This window comes from Streptomyces sp. NPDC002867 (assembly GCF_053591895.1).
In genome coordinates this window covers 13886-33955 of record NZ_JBSFUR010000053.1, presented here as the reverse complement: position 1 = coordinate 33955, position 20070 = coordinate 13886, and the positions used below count along the sequence as shown (strand labels likewise).

The window sequence follows — 20070 nt, the reverse complement described above, 5'->3', positions numbered from 1 at the left end:
GGCGTCAGAACTTGATCCCGCCCAGCAGCCCGGCGAGGCTCGTGGTGCCCGCCGTGATGCTCGGCGCGATCGCGGTGCCCGCGAGGAAGAAACCGAAGAGCACGGAGACGAATGCGTGAGACGCCTTGAGCCCGTCTTTCCTGAAGAAGAGGAACACGATGATGCCAAGCAGCACGACGCCTGAGATGGACAGGATCATGAGGATCTCCTGGGTGAGGGGACATTCACCATGAGTTCTTCCATGCTTACAGAAAGTGTCTATACGATAAAAGCTGCAAATGGGTGAAATCGGGCGGGTTTCACTGCACCGGAGCACACGCGTTCGTTGATCGGTGCGCACACGGCACGGCGCAGTGGCGCAGTGCCTCCCGCCGCCTTGCCGCCGGGGGGACCCGTTCGCCCTCGTCAGCGCCCTCGTGCCGGGCCGCCTGGCAGTACCCTGTCGGTTCACTCGTACGGCTGCTCCTGCCGTGCGGCCCAGGTCAACGTGGTGAAAGGCGGTCCGTCCGATGAGCGAAGTCCCGGACTCCGAGGTGATCGAACTCGCGACCAAGGTCTTCGACCTGGCGCGCCGGGGGGAGACCGAGACGCTCGCCGCGTATCTCGACGCCGGTGTCCCGGCCGACCTGACCAACGACAAGGGCGACACCCTCGTCATGCTCGCCGCCTACCACGGGCACGCCGCCACGGTCGAGGCGCTCCTCGCCCGGGGCGCGGAACCGGACCGGGCCAACGACCGCGGCCAGACGCCTCTCGCCGGCGCGGTCTTCAAGGGCGAGGACGCCGTCATCCGCGCACTGCTCTCCGGCGGCGCCGATCCGCGGGCCGGAACCCCCTCGGCCCTGGATACCGCGCGGATGTTCGGGAAGACGGATCTTCTGGAGCTGTTCGACGGCCGCTGAGCGGCCGTCGCGCACGTTCCGGTCGGCGCCGCACGCGCTCCGACCAGCCGTGACGGGATCATCCGCGGGGGTGGGCCTCCAGGGCGACCGCCAGGTCGTGGGGGAGCCGTAAATGTGGTCGCGGTGGCGAAATGTGTGGGTCATCATGACGTCAGCCCTGTCCCGGACCCCATCATCCGGGAATTCCCCTGGGGCCACCGAAGAGAGGCAGAGGAACATGCTCACCACCAAGCAGAAGACGCGTATGACGACGGGCGGCCCGACATGCTGCTGCGCGGCCTAGGCATTCCAGTCACCGGTTGCGTCGACAGCTTGATGTGAGGCATTCCCCATGTTCGATCCAGTCATAGCGCCGAGCGGCACCCTGCTCGGCCTGCTGCAGAGGGGCCGCGGCGACGGCACACTGCACGCGCTCGCCGCGCCACGGGCCGACGCGCTCGCGGCGCTCAACCACTGCGTCCTCAATGACCCCCGCCACGACTGGCAGGTTGAGAACCGCTCCCTCTACTACGCCCGCCTGTACCTCGACCTCCACGGCAGCCTCGACGAGGTCGAGCGGCACCTGTGCGACGTCGACGACCACCTCGACGCCGACGAGACCAGGACCGGCCTCGCGCTCGCCGTGCTCGGGCACCTCGCCTCCTACGGCCGGGGCGACGCCCTCGCCCTGCTGCGCCGGTACGCCGCACAGGGCGCCAACTGGGCCTGGGCCCTCGACGAACTCGCCCTGCGCGACGACGACGCGGGCCTGCGCTCCCTCGCGGCCCCGATCCTCGCCCGCTTCCCCGCCACCCCCGAGGGCGACGCCGACCTGGCCGTCGCCGTCCGCGACGCCTTCGAACCGCGGCCGTGGCGGCTGTGGGCGGAGGACCGGCGCGAGTTCATCGGCGGCCGGGTGCGCGCCGCGCAGGAAGCGGGCTCCTTCGACCGCTGGCAGCGCCAGATGCGCCCCTCCGGCCCCCGCCCCGGCTGGAGCGTCCAGGCCGTCCTGGAATGGGCCGACCAGGGCCTGACGCGCGGCAGCGCGCTGCACGTGCCCGCAGCCCGCTGCCTGTCCGCCGTCGCGGGACCCGAGGACCGCCCCGAGATCGTCCGCGCGGCGCACGGCGGATCCGACGGAGCCCGCTGCGCCGCCCTGCACTACCTCGCCGAGTCCCGGGACCCCGTCGTCCTCGACCTGATCGAGGCGGCCGTCGCGAACGGATCGGCCACCGTCGCCGAAGCGGCGGTCTCCGCGTTCGAGCGGATGTGCGGCGACGAGGCCGTGGACCGGGCCCGGGGGTGGGTCCACCGGCCCGACGCCCTCGGCGCGTCCGCCGCCGGAGTCCTCGCCTGCCGGGGCGCCGCGAAGGACGCACCCCTCGTGCTGGGCGCCCTGCGCGAGACCGTCCGCGCCGACGGGCCCGACGCGCCCCTGCTGTGGACTCTCGTCGACGGCACCGGCCGCCTCGGCATCCCCTGCGCCGCACCCGTACTGCGCCACGTCTACCGCGAGACGACCTCCTCCCGTCTCCGCGGCCGTGCCGCCCGGGCGCTCGCCGCCACCGACCCCTCCTTCGCCACCGGATTCGCCGTCGAATGCCTGTGGGACTGCGAAGAGACCACCAGAGAGGTCGCCGCCCTCCACGCCGAGACCGGTGACGTACGCGTCGCCGAACGACTGCGCCGGCTCGCCGCCGACCCCGCCGAGGAGGCGGAGGTGCAGACCGCCGTACGCAGCAGGATCGGGCCCGACATGCCCGCTGTGTGACGACTCGCAGCCGTCGGGCCGGGCGTGGCAACAAAACGCTCATGGGACGTTCCCCGGCCGGAAAGATCCACGTTGGCGCAGCCACCCCGGGCCCGACGACAACACGGGTATGCGTGTCGTCATCGTCACCGAATCCTTCCCGCCCGACGTCAATGGTGTGGCGCACTGCGCCCTGCAGACCGCCCGGCACCTCGCCGCGCGCGGTCATGAACCGCTCGTCATCGCCCCGGCCGCGGCCGGGGCCGACAGCGCCGACCCCCACGCGCCGTGCCCTGTCGTCCGGGTGCCCTCCCTGCCGCTGCCCGGCTATCCGCAGGTACGGGTCGCGCTCCCCAGCCGCAGGGTGGCGGCGGCGATCACCGCGCACCGCGCCGACATCGTCCACCTCGCGAGCCCCTTCGTGCTCGGCGTCCGCGGGATGGCCGCGGCGACCCGGCTCGGCCTGCCGGCCGTGGCCGTCTACCAGACGGACCTGGCCGGGTACGCCCGTACCTACGTCGGAGCGGGCGAGGGCACGGCCTGGCGGCGCATCAAGGCGGTCCACGGAGCCGCCGACCGCACCCTCGCACCGTCCACCGCGGCCCGGCGCGACCTGGAGGAGCACGGCGTCGAACGCGTGGCGCTGTGGCCGCGCGGGGTGGACACGGCCCGCTTCCGTCCCGAGCTGCGCGACGAGAACCTCCGGCGCGAACTGGCGCCCGGCGGGGAGCTGATCGTCGGCTACGTCGGCCGCCTCGCCCCCGAGAAGCACGTCGAACTCCTCGCGGGCGCCTGTGGCCTGCCGGGAGTACGGGTGGTCGTCGTCGGCGACGGACCGAGCGAGACCTCGCTGCGCGGCGCGCTGCCCGGTGCCGTCTTCCTCGGCCGGCGCACCGGGGACGACCTCGCGCGGATCTTCGCCTCCCTCGACGTGTTCGCGCACACCGGCCCGTACGAGACCTTCTGCCAGACCGTGCAGGAGGCCATGGCGAGCGGCGTCCCCGTCGTCGCGCCCGCCGCCGGCGGCCCGCTCGACCTCGTCGACCACGGGCGGACCGGCCTGCTCGTGGCGCCCCACAGCACCGACGCGGTGCGCGACGCCGTACGGACGCTGGCCGAGGACCCCGGGCTGCGGGCCGGCTTCGCACGCGCCGGGCGCGCCGCCGTCGAGGGCCGCACCTGGGCCGCGGTCGGCGACATGCTGCTGGACCACTACGCCGACGTCCTCGGCGCGCGCACGGCGGTGGCGGCATGAGCGGACTGCGCATCGTACGGCTCGCGAACTTCGTCACGCCGTCGTCCGGCGGGCTGCGCACCGCGCTCGACCAGCTCGGCCGCGGCTACCTCGCCGCCGGGCACGAGCCCGTTCTGGTCGTCCCCGGAGACCTGGAGAGCGACCGGCACACCCCGCAGGGCCGCGTCGTCACCCTGCCCGGCCCCGAGCTCGTCGGCACCGGCGGCTACCGGGTGCTCGCCGGGCGCCGACGGCTGCGCCGCCTCCTCGAGGACCTCGCACCCGACCGCCTCGAGGTCTCCGACCGCACGACCCTGCGCTGGACCGGCGAGTGGGCGCGCCGCCACCGCATCCCGTCGGTGATGGTCTCGCACGAGACCGCCGACGGTGTGCTGCGCACCTGGGGCCTGCCGGACTCGCTCGCCGCGCGGACGGCGGACCGGCTCAACCGGCGCAGCGCCTGGGCCTATTCGAAGATCGTGTGCACGACGGAGTGGGCGGAACGCGAGTTCATCCGCATCGGCGCGCGCAACGTCGTACGGGCGCCGCTCGGCGTGGACCTCCGGCGGTGCCGGCCCGGGCGGCGCAGCACGGTGCTGCGCGCCCGGTACGCCGACGGCGCGCGCGTCCTGCTGCTGCTCTGTTCGCGGCTCTCGGTGGAGAAACGGCCCGGCACCGCCCTGGACGCGCTGGCGGAACTCCGGGAACGGGGCGTGCCGGCGACGCTGGTCGTCGCCGGGGACGGACCCCTCAGGGCGTCGCTGGTGCACAGGGCGGAGGCCGATCGCCTGCCGGTCCGGTTCCTCGGCCACGTCGCCGACCGGGAGGCGGTCGCCGACCTCCAGGCGGCGGCGGACGTGTGCCTGGCGCCCGGCCCGGCGGAAACGTTCGGGCTGTCCGCGCTCGAGGCCCTGGCCTGCGGCACGCCCGTGGTGGCGAGCGCGTCCTCCGCGCTGCCGGAGGTGATCGGCGACGCCGGCGTCGCCGCGGCGGACACGGCGAGGGACTTCGCGGACGCGGTCCTGGAGGTCCTCGCCCGGCCCGAGAGCACGCGACGCGAGGCGGCCCGCGGGCGGGCCGAACTCTTCGACTGGGACAGCTCGGTGACGGCGTTCCTGGTCGCCCACGACGCCCTGCCGGTACGGAACGGAGCGAAGGAACCGGGAGTCCAGGCATGACGACCGCGGACCTCGACGGGGAGTGCGGCGTGCGGTGCCTGTGCGCGGAAGCCGGTCCCGAGAGCGTGGCAGGATCCGGGATCGGCGCGGCGGGAGCGGGCGCGGACAGGGACGGCTCCCCGGGCGGATGGCACGCCGTACCCCCGCCACGGGACGGCCGTGCCGGGGCGGTGCTCCTGGACGAGACGGCCACCCCGCCGCGCGCAGCGCAGCGAGCGCGGACGGACACGGCCCCGCCCCTGCGGTTCGTCGCGCTCGGTGACTCGCTCACCCAGGGCGTCGGCGACCCCGTCGACGGCGGGTGGCGGGGGTGGGCCTCGCTGCTCGCCGACGGCGTCGGGAGCGCCGAGCGGCCCGCCGTCTTCCGGAACCTCGCCGTCAGTGGCGCCCTCAGCCGGGACGTCGCCGAGCACCAGGCGCCGCAGGCCCTCGAGTTCGGGCCGGACATCGCGTCCGTCGTCGTCGGCGTCAACGACACCCTCCGGCGCACCTTCGACATCGGCCGGCTCACGCACCATCTCGACCAGGTGTGCGGTGCGCTCGCCGCGCGCGGCACGGTCCTGCTCACGGCCTGCCTGCCCGACCCCGGTGCGATGTTCGCCCTGCCCGTACCCCTGGCCCGGCCTCTGGCCCGGCGGCAGCATGCCGTCAACGCCGTGGTCCACGCCCTCTCCGACCGCTACGGTGCCGTCCATCTGCACGCCGCGGACCCCGCCTGGGTCGCCGACCGGTCCATGTGGAGCGCCGACCGGCTGCATCCCGGCGAACGGGGACACCGCATGCTCGCCCGGTCCTTCCACGACCTGCTCTCCGCCCGCGGACTCGTCCACGGCCCGCCGCCCTCCACCGACCCCGACCGGCCGAGATCCACTCGCGCCGAGGCGCTGCTGTGGCTCGCCACGGCGGGCACCGGATGGGTGGCGCGCCGGTGCACCGACCTGATCCCGCAGCTCCTGCGGCTCGCCGGCGACGAGATGCAGCACTGGGCCCGCGGCACCAGCGCCCGGCTCGACCGGTCCGCCGAGCACGCCCTGTCCGCCGCTCTCGCCGCCGTGTCGCCGGAGCCGCCGTTCCGCCCCGCCGGGGCAGGAATGGGGGAATGAGCGGGCGCTGGGAGTTCTGGATCGACCGTGACGGCACCTTCACCGACATCGTGGGCAAACGCCCCGACGGGCGGCTCGTGACCCGCAAACCGCTCTCGCACAACCCCGAGCGCTACCGTGACGCCGCCGTCGCCGGGATCCGCCTGCTGCTCGGCACACCCGACGACGAGCCCGTCCCGGCCGACCGCGTCGGCCGCGGTCGGGATGGGCACCACCGTCGCCACCAACCCCCTGCTGGAGCGCCGCGGCGAACCGACCGTGCTCGTGATCACCGAAGGGTTCCGCGACGCCCTGCGCCTCGCTTACCAGAACCGGCCCCGGCTCTTCGACCGCCGCACAGGGTGGTGCGCAGCAGGCCCCCGACCGTGGTGAGAAGTCCGGTGCGTCCGTTGTCGAGACTGAAGTACGCCGACGCCTCCCACCGGCCGCGTAGCCAGAGGATCGTTGAACGATCCAATAAGAGTCGGGTTGAGTTGTTCGAGCTTCTACGATGGAGCCCGTGCGCCGGTGTGAGCCTCCGGCGAGGGAGAGAGGGCGTTGTGGGCACGACGGAGCCCGGGGTCGGCGGACTGGCCGACGACCGCCCGCTGTTGGGGCGCACGAGCACGGCCGAGCGGGTTGCCGACATCCTGCGCACCCGCATCGCCGAGGGCTGCTTCCCGCCCGGCGTGCGGCTGTCGGAGGACAGCATCGGCAAGGCGCTCGGCGTCTCCCGCAACACCCTGCGCGAGGCGTTCCGGCTGCTCACCCATGAACGACTGCTCGTCCACGAGCTCAATCGCGGCGTCTTCGTGCGCATGCTCGCCGTCCAGGACGTCGAGGACATCTACCGGACCCGGCAGCTCGTCGAATGCGCCGTCGTGCACGGGCTGGGGGAGCCGCCCTACGACCTGGCCGCACTCGACGAGGCGGTCACCGGCGGCGAACGCTCCGCCCGCGAACGCGACTGGAAGGGCGTCTCGACCGCCAACATCCACTTCCATCGCGAACTCGTCGCCCTCGCAGGCAGTGCCCGCACCGACGAGCTCATGCGCGGCGTCCTCGCCGAGCTGCGCCTTGCCTTCCACGTCGTGGACGACCCCGGTGGCCTCCACCAGCCCTATCTCGTGCGCAACCGGGAGATCCTGGAGGCCCTGCGCGCCGGCGAGCGCACCAGGGCCGAGCGGCTGCTGGCCGACTACCTCGACGACTCGCGCACCCGCCTCGTCGAGGCCTGCGCGGGACTCGTCGCCGGCGCCGACAGGGCGTAGCGGGCCCGGGGCCGCCTCCCCGGCGGCCGGGAGTGCGCAGGAGGACGGCCCGGGGCGCGGAGCGGTCGCTTCTGCGCCGTTTTCTCCGTTGTCAGTGCGAGGACCTAATCTGTGCACCGTGACTTCGCCTGCCCCGACGGAATTCGTTCCGCCCCAGCTCAGCGCGGGGCCGCGGCCCGCGCAGGGCCCGGCCGCCGACGAAGGGCTGGCGCGGCGCCTGCGCGCGCTCGCGTGCACCGCTCCCCTGCACGACCTCGACGCCCGCAAGGCCAACCTCGCGGGGGAGTACTCGGTCTACGCGATGGCCGAGGTCGCCCTCGCCGCGATCGACCTCGTCACGCTGAACATGGACTTCGACACCGGAGCCGACCACGACCAGATAGTGGCCAGACTCCTCCCGCGGGTCGCGGCCCAGGCGCCGCACCGCCCGCAGGCCGAGCACGAGCGCGTCGCCCGCTGGGTCCTGGAGAACCTGATCAACGTCGGCAGCGTGGACCGCGGATTCCGCGCCGTGTACGGCACCTTCGGCACCGACGGGGTCTACACCCGCCGCGACTACGACTTCAAGCTCGTCGAGGAAGTCCCCGGATACGGCGGCAGCGTCTACCTGCGCACGACCGACGAGGCGGTCAACGTCCTCGTCGGCGCCCTCGACACCGACGTCACCAGCGCACAGATCGCGGCCGAGGTGAAGCTGGAGGTCCTCATCAGCAGAGGCCGCCTCGCCGACGCCCAGCTCGCCGCCGAGCAGGCGCGGTACCGCACCGTGCAGTACTCGGAGACCCTGCGCCGGACCCTGGACGCCACCCGGCGCAACGTGCGCGCGGTCGACTGGCTCAACACCGTCCCCGACATGATCGCGGAGGCCCTCGACCACGTCGCCGACCGCTACCGCCACGAGAACGCGATCCTGACCAACATCCGCAAGGCACGCGACGAGGCGGAGGACCCGGAGCACAAGCGGCGGGCCGCCGAGCTCGTCGACATCGTCAAGGACTGCATCCGTCGTCACACCCAGCTGCAGTCCCGGCTGCTCGAGGCCGGCCCACTCTTCCGCGCCGAGCAGGACCGCCAGGCCTTCGCCCGCCCCACCGCGCGGACCGGACTCGACCTGTACGGCCAGCTGCTGGCGCCCCTGCTCCCTCTGCCCGTCGCCTCGGCGACCCGCGTCACCGACGCCTTCTTCGCCCGCGGCACCGGGCTGCGCACGCCCGCCTCCGTCCGCGTCGGCGACCTGGTCGACCTGCTGCTCACCCCGCCGCCGGAGCGGGAACACCTCGGTGCGGAGATGCCGGAGCCCGATCTGATCGCCACCCCCGACGACAGCCGCTTCAGTGAGGAGCAGCTGGCGAGCGCCATGGAGCTGCTCGATCTGGAGCACGACGCACCCCGCCGGCTCTCCGGTCTCCTCGCCGAGGCCCGCCGGACCGACCCCGAACTTCCCTACCTCGTCGCCCTGTTGGCCGTCCACGCGGCGAGCCCGCCGGTCGGCACGGCGTACCGGCAGGGCGAACAGCGCCTGCTGTTCGCCGTCGACGACGGCACGGAGCTGGACGACCTCGAGTTCGGCGGTGCTGACCTGATCGTGGGCACCGCACTGCTGGACGCGGCGGGCATGGCGGCGGACCGCACGGAGGGCACATGACTGACCTTGCGCCCTCCCTCGACCGGCGGCTTCGCCCCCGGACCCTGCGCCCTGCGGGTGTGGGGGGACCCCCGGCGCCTCAACCGCCGGCCGGGCCGGATTCGGCCCCGCGCCGTCAACCCGTCCGCGGGTCGCTCCCACGGCTGCCGGGCCGCACGGGGAGATCGAGGACACCGCGCGCAGCGCGGTACGGAGTCCGGGGCCTGCCCCGGCTCGCGATGGGCCGGGCAGGGGAACAGCCCGCCGCGGGCGCCGCCCGCTCGCACACGCACCACCACCGCACAGAGGAGCACCGACCGTGACCGAGCCGCACGCAGAGCACGCCGCGCCGTGGCGTGAGGCCGACGCGCCGCTCGGCTCCCCGGCGGGCCCGGTCACCGGACCCACCCGCGGCTCCGGCAACGTCACCCCCGCGGACGCAGCCGACGCCGCCCGGCTCGTCTCCTTCGGCCTCCAGCCCAAGCTGCTCCCCGCCCGCGACGCGGAGTACGCCGAACTGCTCCGCCGCTACCGCGAGGACACCCCCTTCGCGCGGCTCGCCGACGCCGTCGCGACCGGCCTCGGCCTCGTCGTGCTCGAGGTCTCACCCCGCGCGGGCATGGCCGTCACCGCGGCCGAGGACTCCGTCTTCGCCGTCCGCATGGGCGACTACGCGCGCCGCGCCGCGGCCGACTCCGCCGACCGCTTCCTGCACGGCCTGGCCCACCTCGCCGTCGCGGCCATGGCCTTCCCCCGACCCGAGGACCTCGCGGACGACGGCTACATCGGCCGGATCACCGTCAACGGCGTCGACGCCTTCGTCCGGCAGGCCTGCCGGAGACTGGAGGAGCGCGCCGAGGAGCAGGGCGAGAACAGCGACCCGGCCAGCGACGCCCCCGGCCTGGAGGCGGCCTGGCGGGTGTACGCGCGCCGCAGCGCGACGGGTGCCACCAAGGACGCCCGCCGCCTCGCCGGATCCACCACCGGCATCGTCGGCAAGGCGGTCGCCTTCCTCACCGACTCCGGCTTCCTCCAGCGGACCGGCGACGACGCGGGAGGCGCATACCGCACCACCGCGCGCTACCAGTTGCAGGTGCGCGACATGGCCGGCAGCGCGGCGATGGCCGAACTGCTGGAGCTGGGTGTCGTCCCCGTCAGCGACGGCACCGCGACGCTCGTCCCGCCGCCCGACGGCGACGACCTGGAGCTCGCGGCGGACGCCGGCCTGCCGTTCCACGCGTGACCGCCCCCGCCCCGCGTCACCGTCCCCGCGCAGCCGCCTTCCCCGCGGCACCGCACCGCACGCGCCACCGCTCGACGAAGCCAGAAGAAGACTGAGAGTCCGCCGCCATGTACGAGTTGTCCCGGGTCCGCCTCTACTCCATCGGCCCTGCCGGTGCGCGCTACGCCGACACCGTGCTCGACCTGCGCGGAGTCGGCGAGCCGGTGCCCAACCCCGCTCCCACCCAGGCGGAGTTCTTCGAGGAGGAGCCGGTCGGCCCGCCGCGCCGTCCCGCCCCCGCCGGCGTGCTCTTCCTGGAGAACGGCGGTGGCAAGTCCGTCCTGCTCAAGCTGATCTTCTCGGTCATGCTGCCCGGCCACCGCAACACCCTCGGCGGAGCGAGCTCGGGCGTGCTGCGCAAGTTCCTGCTCGCCGACGACTGCGGACATGTCGCCCTGGAGTGGCAGCACACGCAGACCGGTGAGCTGGTGGTCGTCGGCAAGGTCAGCGAGTGGCGCGGGCGCCAGGTGTCCAACGACCCGCGCAAGTTCGCCGAGGCCTGGTACTCCTTCCGGCCCGGCCCCGGACTCAGCCTCGACTCCCTCCCCGTCGCCGAGTCCACGGCCGTGCGGCCGCCGGTCGAAGGGGCCTCCGGGGCCCGTGGCCGGCGCCGGACCATGAAGGGCTTCCGCGACGCCGTCACCGAGGCCGGCAAGGCGTATCCGCACCTCGACGTGTACTGGGAGGAGATCCACGACCGCTGGAACGAACACCTCGGCGAACTCGGCCTCGACCCCGAACTGTTCCGTTACCAGCGCGAGATGAACGCCGACGAGGGCGAGGCCGCGGGCCTCTTCGCCGTCAAGAAGGACTCCGACTTCACCGATCTGCTGCTGCGAGCCGTCACCGACACCCGCGACACCGACGGCCTCGCGGACCTCGTCAGCGGCTTCGGCAACAAGCTCGGCCGCCGCGCCGAGCTCACCGCGGAGCGGGACTTCACGGCCGGCTCGGCCGACCTCCTCGGCCGGATCGTCGAGGCCGCCGAGGCGCGTACGCGAGCACGCGAGATCCACGCCGGCGCCGAGCGCCGCACCCGCACCCTGGCGCGCCGCCTCTCCGCCCGCGCCACGCAGGAACGGGCCCGTGCCGCCGACCTCGCCCAGCAGGTCACGGCCGCCGCGCACACCGTCACCGAGGCCGAGCAGGCCCGCAGCCGCAGCTCTCTGATCGCCGCCGAACTGGCGTACCGGCACGCCTCCCTGGCCCTGACCGTCGCCGAGAAGGGCGCCGCCGCGCAGCGCCGTGAGCTCATCGACGCGCGCACGCTGCACTCGGCCTGGCAGGCGGCCGAGGCCGTGCTGCGACACCGCGCCGCCGGTGACCGCTCCGCCCGCGTCGCGGCGGCGATCCGCGAGGCCGAGCGGGACGCGGCACCCGCCCTGGCCGCACGCGCCAAGGCCGCCGGAGATCTCGTACGCGCTCTGCACAAGGCCGCCGAGGACGGTGAACGGGTCGCGAACGAGGAGGAGGAGCGTTCCCGCGCCCTCCAGGAGAGCGGCGAGGCCGCCCACCGTGACGCCACGGTCGCGGCGACCGAGGCCCAGCGCGCCCGCAGCGAGATCGGCCACCTGCGCCAGCGCCTCGCCGAGGTCGAGCAGGAGACCGCGCAAGCCGTACGGGCCGGCTGGCTCGACGACACCGCACCCGACGCCGACCCGGCCAGGGCCGCGCTGGCGGCGAGCGACGCGGAGAAGACGGCGGTCGCGGCCTGGGACGCCGCACGTGAGGCGGCGCGCGTCACGGCCGAGCGCGCCAAGGAGGCCGCCGCGGCGGAGTCGCGCGCCGAGCTGACCGCCGCGCGCGCGGCGGACGCGGCGCAGGCCGCGGAGAACGCGTACGAGGCGGAGCGCCGCGCGGCCGAGTCCATCGCGGAGGACGGCCGGCTGGCGGACCTGCTGAGCCTTCCCGCGCCCCAACTGCCCGGCCCGGCGGTCCCGGCACCGCGCGGCCCCGGCGCGGTCCCCGCCGACCACGCCCGCGGTCCGGCGGCCGCCGCCCGCGTGCCGCACCCCGGTGACGCCGCGCACGACGGGGCCGGTGCTCGGCCCGAGGACGCTCAGTCCGGGGGCGAGCCCGGGCATCGCGGACCGAGGGCGTCGGCCGAGGCGGGCACCGCAGCGCACGACGGGACGTCCGGCGGCCACGCCGAAAGGGACGTGGACGGCGGTGCCCACGGGGCCCTGGCCGAAGCAGGCGCCGGAGCCCCCGGCGGGGCACCCGCAAGCCCCATGGACGACGGCGCCGCTTCCGGCGGCCGGGCCCATGGCGAGGCGGCCCGGGCGGGACACGGCGTTCCCGGTGCTCCGGCCACGGGGAACACGGCGGCGCACGGCGCGGCTCCCGAGGATGCCGCCGACGGGCGGCGCACCGCGTCGCGACGGGCCGGTGACGGTCCCCTCGGCGCCGCCGAACTCGACGGATTCGCGGACGAGCTCCGCGAGTTGCTGGAGCAGTCCATCGCGTCCGCCGAGCGGCAGCTCTTCGACCTGCGCACCGCCGCCGCCGACGACGCCCGCATCCTCGGCGCCCTCGGTGACGGCGGGCTCCTGCCGCCCGCACCCGACGTGCTCGCCACCGTCGAGTTCCTCGGCGAGCACGGCATTCCGGCGCTGCCCGGCTGGCGCTATCTCGCCCAGTCCGTCGACCCCGCCGACCATGCCGCCGTGCTGGCCGCGCGGCCCGAGCTCGTCGACGGTGTCGTGATCACCGACCCCGCCTCGCACGCCCGCGCGCGCGAGGCGCTCGCCGGTGCGGCACTGCTGCCGCGTTCGGCCGTCGCCGTCGGCACCGCCGCCGCGCTGCTCGCTCCCGTGCCCGCGACGGACACCGGCACCGAGCAGGACGTCTTCCTCGTCCCGCCGAACCCCGCCATGCACGACGAGGCGGCGGCCGACGAGGAACGGCACGCGCTGCGGGCCAGGGCGACCGCCCGTGACGAGGAGATCCGCGCGCTCGCCGCACGCCTCGCCGGCGACCGCTCCCTCGCGGCCCGGCTCGCCGCCTGGCGCGAGGACTGCCCGCAGGGCATGCTCGCCGAGCTCGCCGACGCCGCGCGCACCGCCCGCGCCGTGGCGGTGGAGGCGCAGGAGGCCCTCGCCGAGGCCCGTACGGCACGGGCCGAGGCCGACGAGGCGGCCGCCGACGCCGCGCGTGTGCGGGAGGAGCGGCAGGAGGCCGCACAGCGCGCCCGTCGCGCCGCGGACGCGCTCGCCGGCCTCGCGTTCCGGCTGCGCGAACGCGCGGGCTGGCAGGCCAAACTGCGGGAACTGGCCGACGAGGCCGCCGAGTCCGAGGCCCGCGCCGCCGCCTGCCTGGAGCGCGCCAAGGCCTCCGACGAGGACCGCCGCGCCGCCCAGCGCGCCGGTGACGACGCCCGGCGCACCGCCCGCGCCCTGCGCGCCGAGCGTGCCGAGATCGCCGGAGCCCCCGAGAACCTCCCCGAGGACGACGGCGACGCCCCGCGAGCCTCCCTGCCCGCGCTCCGCGAGGCCTACCGTGCGGCGTCCCAGCTCTACGAGAAGGTCGGCGTCGGCGCCGATCTCCGCGCCGAACAGGCCCGTGCCGAGAGCGACGAGAGCGCCGCACTCGCGGAGCTCGACCGCCTCACCAACAAGGTCCGCACCCGCGCCGCACAGCTCCTCGAAGGCACGGACGGCGCCGACGGCCCGTCCCGCCAGGCGGCCGCCGCCCGCGCCGAGGCGCTCGTGCAGATGCTGGAGTCACGCGCGTCCGAGGCGAGCGAGAAGCTCGGCCGTCTCCGTGGCGAGGCCGAGCGGCTGGCCCCGGCCGACGGCGCGTCGCACACCGACCTGCCCGACGACCTCGTCCCCGCCGACGCAGAGCACGCCAAGGCGCTGCTGCGCACCGCCGACGGCGAACTGGCCGCGCGCACCGAGGCGCTGGAGACCGCCCGCACCACGCACGCGGAGCTGCTCCGGGCGCATCGAGCCGCCGAGGACGCCGCGGGCGGCTTCGACGAGACGGCGGCGCTCCTGCGCGACCTGCTCCGCGACCACCACCAGGACGACGAGGCGGCCGACGCCCCGGAGCCGTATCCGGGCACGCTGGGGGAGGCCCGCCATACCGCGGCCGAGGCACGCCGTTCACTACGCGGCTGCGCGACCGACCTCTCGGCCGCCGAGTCGGCCGTACGCGAGGCGAGCGACGTGCTCGTACGGCACGCCAACTCCACGCGCTACGAGCAGGTCCGCACCCCCGCACGGCAGCAGATCCGCGAACTGCCCGCGGCCGCGCTGCCCGAGCACGCCGCGAAGTGGGCCGAGGCGTTCGCGCCCCGGCTGCGGGTGCTCACCGACGAACTGGCGCAGCTGGAGCGCAACCGGGACACCATCGTGGACCGCCTGCGCGGTCTGGTGGAATCGGCCCTCGCGACCCTGCGCTCGGCCCAGCGGCTGTCCCGGCTGCCCGAGGGGCTCGGGGAGTGGTCGGGACAGGAGTTCCTGCGGATCCGTTTCGAGGAGCCGGATCAGGCCACGCTCGCGGAGCGGCTCGGCGAGGTCATCGACGAGGCGACCCGCGCGGCCGTGAAGAAGAACGCGTCCGCCGCCTACGGCGAGGGGCGCAGGGACGGCATGTCCCTGCTGCTGCGGGGCGTCCAGGCGGCCCTGGAGCCGAAGGGCGTCGCGGTGGAGATCCTCAAGCCGGACGCCGTGCTCCGCGCGGAGCGGGTGCCGGTGGGGCAGATGGGCGACGTCTTCTCCGGCGGACAGCTGCTGACGGCGGCGATCGCGCTGTACTGCACGATGGCGGCCCTGCGCAGCAACGACCGCGGGCGCGACAAGCACCGGCACGCGGGCACGCTCTTCCTCGACAACCCCATCGGCCGGGCCAACGCGACCTACCTGCTGGAGCTCCAGCGTGCCGTCTCCGACGGTCTCGGTGTGCAACTGCTGTACACGACGGGCCTGTTCGACACGACGGCGCTCGCGGAGTTCCCCCTGGTGATCCGGCTGCGCAACGACGCGGACCTGCGGGCGGGCCTGAAGTACATCAGTGTCGAGGAGCACCTGCGTCCCGGGCTTCCGCAGATCGAGCCCACGGGGGAGACGGTGCACGGCGAGATCACGGCCACGCGCATGTTCAAGCGGGCCCCGCTCCCGGAGCAGTCGGCGTCCGAGCCGTCCCCGGCGGTCGAACGGACGACGACGGCACCGGACGCGTAGCCGACCGCCCGGCCGGGCCGACAAGGGCGGGGTGGCCTCGGCATCGGCTCGGCCGGGTCTCGGCGGCGGCGGCCCGGCGACGTGGGCTCGTGACCTGCGGTTGTGCGGCTCCGGCGCGGTTCTCGGCCGACCAGCGGGGTTCACCAGGGCATGCGGCCCGGCAACGTCGGCCACGTGACCTGCGGCTCGGGCGGCCTTGTCCCTCTGCGCGCCCAAGCGGGCTGCCACCCCGGCGACGTCGCCCCTCAGCAGGCGAACCCCGCGCGGGTCAGGCCCGTGACAGCCCGCCCGCGCCGGGCCTCCGTATCCGCGACGCCTCGCGCGCGGACGCCCGCGCCGCCCGGCGCGCCCGGCGGCGCTCGCGGCGCAGTTGCCGCGCCGTGCTGCTGGGCACGGACACCACCCCATGCCGTTGGTTCCACACCTGCCGCGTCACCCACACGTCCAGCACCGACCAGGTCGCGACCACCGTGCTCGCCACACTGCTGAGCACCATCGGGAACGCCAGCCACGAACCCGTCACCGACAGAAGGAAGGCTGCCATCGCCTGGATCAGCGTGAGGGACGTGATGATCACCGCTCGGACCGCGGCCGTACGCACCGGATCCGCCATGCGTCGCCTGGCGCTCGGCTCCTCGGTCCAGAGTGAGTGCGGCCCATACGCGTCGTCATGAGCCGATGTCGCTCCGGACGCCCCGGACGCCGCTTTCTGCAACGCCTGCGGCGCGGAGCCCGGAGTCTCTTCGCAGCGCTCGTGCGTGTCCATGGATCCTGTCACTCCCCACCTCTGTCCCACTTCAGGGTGGCTGCCCGGAATCCGTCGCTCTACTCCGGCTGTTCCGGCTCGCGCACTCCTGCACGGACAACCGCCGCATTCCGTGGAATGCGGTGCCCATCGACGAGTCGGCGCGTGACGACTGTGAACCTCCGCGGCTCCCCGTACGTATGGACGCATGGGAAGCCGTGAAGATTCCCGCCGTACCGACCACGTCCCGGACTCGCGTCCCCGGCCCCGTACACCCCGCACCCCGCACCCCGAAGCGAAGAATTCCGGCCAACTGCCCCGGTCCGAAAAAGAGGCGTGTCGCCGCTCCCTCGTGACACGGAGAGGAATGCCATCACCGCGAATACCAGGACATGCCTCTACCGCGTTCACTTCCGTCGGCCGAAAATCGTCCGGACGTTCCTTCGAGTTGTCCGTGTGACAGTAGTAGGCTCTCGCCGTTTGTTGACGGAACACCCGCCGAGCCGGGCCGGGTTGAGCAGGGGGAGGCCATGCGCTTTCGCGGGAAGTCCATCCGCCGGAAGATCGTGGCGCTGCTCCTCGTGCCGTTGCTGTCCCTCACGGCACTGTGGGGGTTCGCCACCGTCCTGACAGGCCGGGACGCCGCTCAGCTCCTGGCTGCCAGTTCCGTCGCCGAACAGGTCGGCCACCCGGTCGAGAACACCGTCGACGTCCTCCAGAAGGAACGCCGTCAGACCCTCGTCTACCTGGCCGACCGCCGTGCCTCCGACGCGCTGCCGGCCCTGCGCACCCGGCGGGACGCGACCGACACCGTCGTCGCCGCGCTGCGCGACAAGGCCAGGACGCAGTCCGTGCGCGACGACATGACGCCCGAGACCGCGCAGCAGCTCACCTCGCTCCTCGACGCGCTCGACGGCCTCGGCGCGCTGCGCCGGTCCGTCGACAGCAACACGATCACCCGGTTCCAGGCGCTCGAGTTCTTCAACCGCCTCGTCGACCCGTGCTACGGCTTCCTGCTCACCCTGCACGGCCTCAACGACGCCGCGCTCGAACGGCAGGGGATCGGCCTGGTCGGGCTGCTCCGGGCCCGCGAGATGCTCGCACGCGAGGACGCTCTGGTCGCCTCCACCCTCACCACCCGCAAGATTACCGGCGAGGAGATACGCACCCTCACCGACCTCGTCGCACAACGCAATCTGTACTACGAGCTCAACCTCGCGAGCCTGCCGGCGAAGGACCGCGAGATCCACGAGGAGTACTGGCGCAGCCCCGAGACCGTGCCGCTGCGCGAGACGGAGGAACGCCTCATCACCGAGGGCCCCGTCGACCGGCTCGCCTCCGCCGAGATCGACCGCTGGGAAGAGGTCGCGACACCCGTCCTCGACGACCTCGCCCGCGAGAGCAAGGAAGCCGGCGACCGCCACGAGGACCGCATCGAACCCGCCGCGTACAGCGTCTTCGTACGCGCCGGAGTCGCCGGCGTGCTCGGCTTCCTCGCCGTCCTCGTCTCCCTCATCGTCTCCGTGCGCATCGGCCGCGACCTGGTCCGCGACCTGACCCGGCTGCGCAAGGAGGCCCACGAGGTCTCCGGCGTACGCCTGCCCAGCGTGATGCGCCGCCTCGCCGCCGGAGAACACGTCGACGTCGAGACCGAGGCCCCGCGTCTGGACTACGACAAGGACGAGATCGGGCAGGCGGGCCAGGCGCTCAACACCTTGCAGCGCGCCGCCGTCGAGGCCGCCGTGCGCCAGGCCGACATGCGGCGCGGCGTCTCCGAGGTCTTCGTCAACCTCGCCCGCCGCAACCAGGTCCTGCTGCACCGGCAGCTCACCCTGCTCGACGCGATGGAGCGGCGCACGGAGGACACCGAGGAACTCGCGGACCTCTTCCGCCTCGACCACCTCACCACCCGTATGCGCCGCCACGCCGAGGGTCTGGTGATCCTCTCCGGCGCGGCGCCCTCCCGCCAGTGGCGCAAGCCGATCCAGCTGATGGATGTCGTACGGGCCGCGGTCGCCGAGGTCGAGGACTACGAGCGCATCGAGGTGCGCCGGCTGCCGCGCATCGGCGTCGGCGGACCCGCGGTCGCCGACCTGACCCACCTGATCGCCGAACTGCTGGAGAACGCCACGGTGTTCTCGCCCCCGCACACGGGTGTGCAGGTCCACGGCGAGCGGGTGGCCAACGGGTTCACTCTGGAGATCCACGACCGCGGACTCGGCATGGCGCCCGACGCGCTCCTCGACGCCAACCTGCGGCTGGCGGAGACACCCGAGTTCGAGCTGTCCGACACCGACCGGCTCGGCCTGTTCGTCGTCAGCCGGCTCGCCCAGCGCCAGAACGTGCGCGTCTCGCTCCAGCAGTCCCCGTACGGCGGTACCACGGCCGTCGTGTTCATCCCCGCCGCGCTGCTCACCGAGGCGCCGGAGACCCAGGGAACCGGATTCCGGCTCGACCGCAAGACCGAGAGCGCGGCCGGGCGGCGCGACCACAGCAGGCTCGCCCTGTCCAAGGTCCCCTCCGGGCTGACCGGCTCCGCCCTGCTCGACGGGCCCGTGGAACTGGAGGCGCCCGTCGGCGCCCTGGGGCCGGACGACCGCCGCGGTGACCGGTCCGGCGCAGTCGACCGCGCGGCCGTCGTCGACGCCGCCCTCGGCGACCTGGAGGACACCGAGAGCGAACGCGGCGGCATCTTCCGTCCCCGCTCCCAGCGCCGCGACGGTGCGGGCCGCGAGGGCGCCGGCCGAGACCAGCACCGGCAGGGGCTCGTACCGGGGCAGGAGCCGCCGGCCGGACCCGTCCCGCTGCCCCGGCGCAGGCGGCAGCCGACGCTCGTCGCCGACCACGGCCGCCGCGTCGACGAGCGGAACACCGCCGGGCGGCACCATCCCGCCCCCGGCGCCGGGCGCGGCACGGATGCCCCCACACCCTTCGGACGGACCTCCCCGCCCGCTGGGGGCACCGCTCCGCCGGCCCTGCCGATCCCGCTCGTCCAGGACCGCCGCGACCGGTCGGGCCGGGGACGCGAGCCGGTGGCCCAGAAACCCGATCCGTCGCCCCGCGGCCGGGCACCCGTCCCCGAGGCGCCTGCTGCCGCTCCGCCGCCGCTCGACGGACTGCCGCGGCGCGTCCGGCAGGCCAGCCTGGCCCCGCAGTTGAGGGAAGCGGCCGCCGCACAGCCGCCGGCGGCGCCCGCCGCGAGGCGGGAGTTCGAGCGGGACGCGGAGGAGGTCCGCAACCGTATGGCGTCCATGCAGCGGGGCTGGCAGCGCGGCCGCCGGCGCAACGCCGAGGAAGCCGCGGCCGAACGCGGCACGGACCAGGCCACCGGCCCCGGCCGGAACGCACCAGGAACGACATCGGAGGGGGACGGTCCATGACCGCACCGAACGCCGCAGCATCCAGCGCCACCGGCGCACCGGTCGCCGCCGGGGGCGCCGGCGAACTCAACTGGCTCCTCGACGAGCTGGTCGACCGCGTCGCCAGCATCAGCAAGGCGCTCGTGCTCTCCAGCGACGGCCTCGCCACCGGCACCTCCAAGGAGCTGACCCGCGAGGACAGCGAGCACCTGGCCGCGGTGGCCTCGGGCTTCCACAGCCTCGCCAAGGGGGTCGGCCGCCACTTCGAGGCCGGGCAGGTCCGCCAGACGGTGGTGGAACTCGACGAGGCGTTCCTCTTCGTCACCGCGGCCGGTGACGGCAGCTGTCTGGCCGTGCTCGCCGACGCCGACTCCGACGTGGGCCAGGTCGCCTACGAGATGACGCTCATGGTCAAGCGGGTGGGCGCCCACCTGGCCACCGCGCCACGGACCGGTCAGGCCGCCGGGGGGTGAGAGGC

Annotated in this window: 13 protein-coding genes and 1 pseudogene; 12 read left to right on the top strand and 2 right to left on the bottom strand. The window is 74.5% G+C overall.

Annotation, left to right across the window (positions count from 1 at the left end; genetic code table 11):
• Positions 1-4 precede the first annotated feature (4 nt).
• The gene (locus ACWD0A_RS30495; RefSeq protein ID WP_177153084.1) at positions 5-199 is read right to left on the bottom strand and encodes a hypothetical protein; all 195 of its coding nucleotides are present in this window, start codon (positions 197-199) and stop codon (positions 5-7) included.
• Positions 200-509: 310 nt separating this feature from the next.
• Here ACWD0A_RS30495 and ACWD0A_RS30490 point away from each other — a divergent pair, with 310 nt between their 5' ends.
• The 10 genes and pseudogenes from ACWD0A_RS30490 to ACWD0A_RS30445 all read left to right on the top strand — a co-directional run bounded on the left by ACWD0A_RS30490 (position 510) and on the right by ACWD0A_RS30445 (position 15488).
• Complete coding sequence (locus ACWD0A_RS30490; protein WP_451303319.1) at positions 510-902, top strand: ankyrin repeat domain-containing protein; 393 nt, start codon at positions 510-512, stop codon at positions 900-902.
• A 331-nt stretch (positions 903-1233) separates the two neighbouring features.
• Positions 1234-2652: a HEAT repeat domain-containing protein gene (locus ACWD0A_RS30485; protein WP_451303317.1), complete on the top strand. Its 1419-nt coding sequence runs from the start codon at positions 1234-1236 to the stop codon at positions 2650-2652.
• A gap of 109 nt (positions 2653-2761) precedes the next feature.
• Complete coding sequence (locus tag ACWD0A_RS30480; RefSeq protein WP_451303315.1) at positions 2762-3886, top strand: glycosyltransferase family 4 protein; 1125 nt, start codon at positions 2762-2764, stop codon at positions 3884-3886.
• Positions 3883-5043, top strand: coding sequence for a glycosyltransferase (locus ACWD0A_RS30475; RefSeq protein WP_451303313.1), 1161 nt, complete (start codon positions 3883-3885; stop codon positions 5041-5043). Before ACWD0A_RS30480 ends, ACWD0A_RS30475 begins: the two co-directional genes overlap by 4 nt.
• A gap of 239 nt (positions 5044-5282) precedes the next feature.
• Entirely contained in the window at positions 5283-6146 is an 864-nt protein-coding gene (locus tag ACWD0A_RS30470) for an SGNH/GDSL hydrolase family protein (protein WP_451303333.1), read from the top strand.
• Positions 6143-6479, top strand: a pseudogene (locus ACWD0A_RS30465) (hydantoinase/oxoprolinase N-terminal domain-containing protein); the annotation flags it as partial. The gene ACWD0A_RS30470 and the pseudogene ACWD0A_RS30465, both read left to right, overlap by 4 nt.
• 206 nt (positions 6480-6685) lie before the next feature.
• A complete protein-coding gene (locus ACWD0A_RS30460; RefSeq protein ID WP_451303311.1) occupies positions 6686-7396 on the top strand; it encodes a GntR family transcriptional regulator in 711 nt (236 codons plus the stop codon).
• A gap of 118 nt (positions 7397-7514) precedes the next feature.
• Positions 7515-9041 carry a hypothetical protein gene (locus ACWD0A_RS30455; protein WP_451303309.1) on the top strand — a complete coding sequence of 509 codons (1527 nt, stop codon included), beginning with the start codon at positions 7515-7517 and terminating at the stop codon, positions 9039-9041.
• 298 nt (positions 9042-9339) lie between these two features.
• Positions 9340-10263 (top strand): hypothetical protein, encoded by a 924-nt coding sequence (locus ACWD0A_RS30450; RefSeq protein ID WP_451303307.1) that lies wholly within the window; start codon positions 9340-9342, stop codon positions 10261-10263.
• Between the two features lie 107 nt (positions 10264-10370).
• Positions 10371-15488, top strand: coding sequence for a hypothetical protein (locus ACWD0A_RS30445; protein ID WP_451303305.1), 5118 nt, complete (start codon positions 10371-10373; stop codon positions 15486-15488).
• Positions 15489-15756: 268 nt separating this feature from the next.
• Here the strand turns inward: ACWD0A_RS30445 and ACWD0A_RS30440 are convergent, their stop codons facing one another.
• Positions 15757-16254 carry a hypothetical protein gene (locus ACWD0A_RS30440; protein ID WP_451303303.1) on the bottom strand — a complete coding sequence of 166 codons (498 nt, stop codon included), beginning with the start codon at positions 16252-16254 and terminating at the stop codon, positions 15757-15759.
• A 509-nt stretch (positions 16255-16763) separates the two neighbouring features.
• Between ACWD0A_RS30440 and ACWD0A_RS30435 the strand changes: the two genes are divergently transcribed.
• Positions 16764-19613 carry a sensor histidine kinase gene (locus ACWD0A_RS30435; protein ID WP_451303302.1) on the top strand — a complete coding sequence of 950 codons (2850 nt, stop codon included), beginning with the start codon at positions 16764-16766 and terminating at the stop codon, positions 19611-19613.
• On the top strand, positions 19610-20065 hold the full coding sequence (locus ACWD0A_RS30430; protein ID WP_451303300.1) for a roadblock/LC7 domain-containing protein: 456 nt from the start codon (positions 19610-19612) through the stop codon (positions 20063-20065). Before ACWD0A_RS30435 ends, ACWD0A_RS30430 begins: the two co-directional genes overlap by 4 nt.
• The last annotated feature ends 5 nt before the right edge of the window (positions 20066-20070 follow it).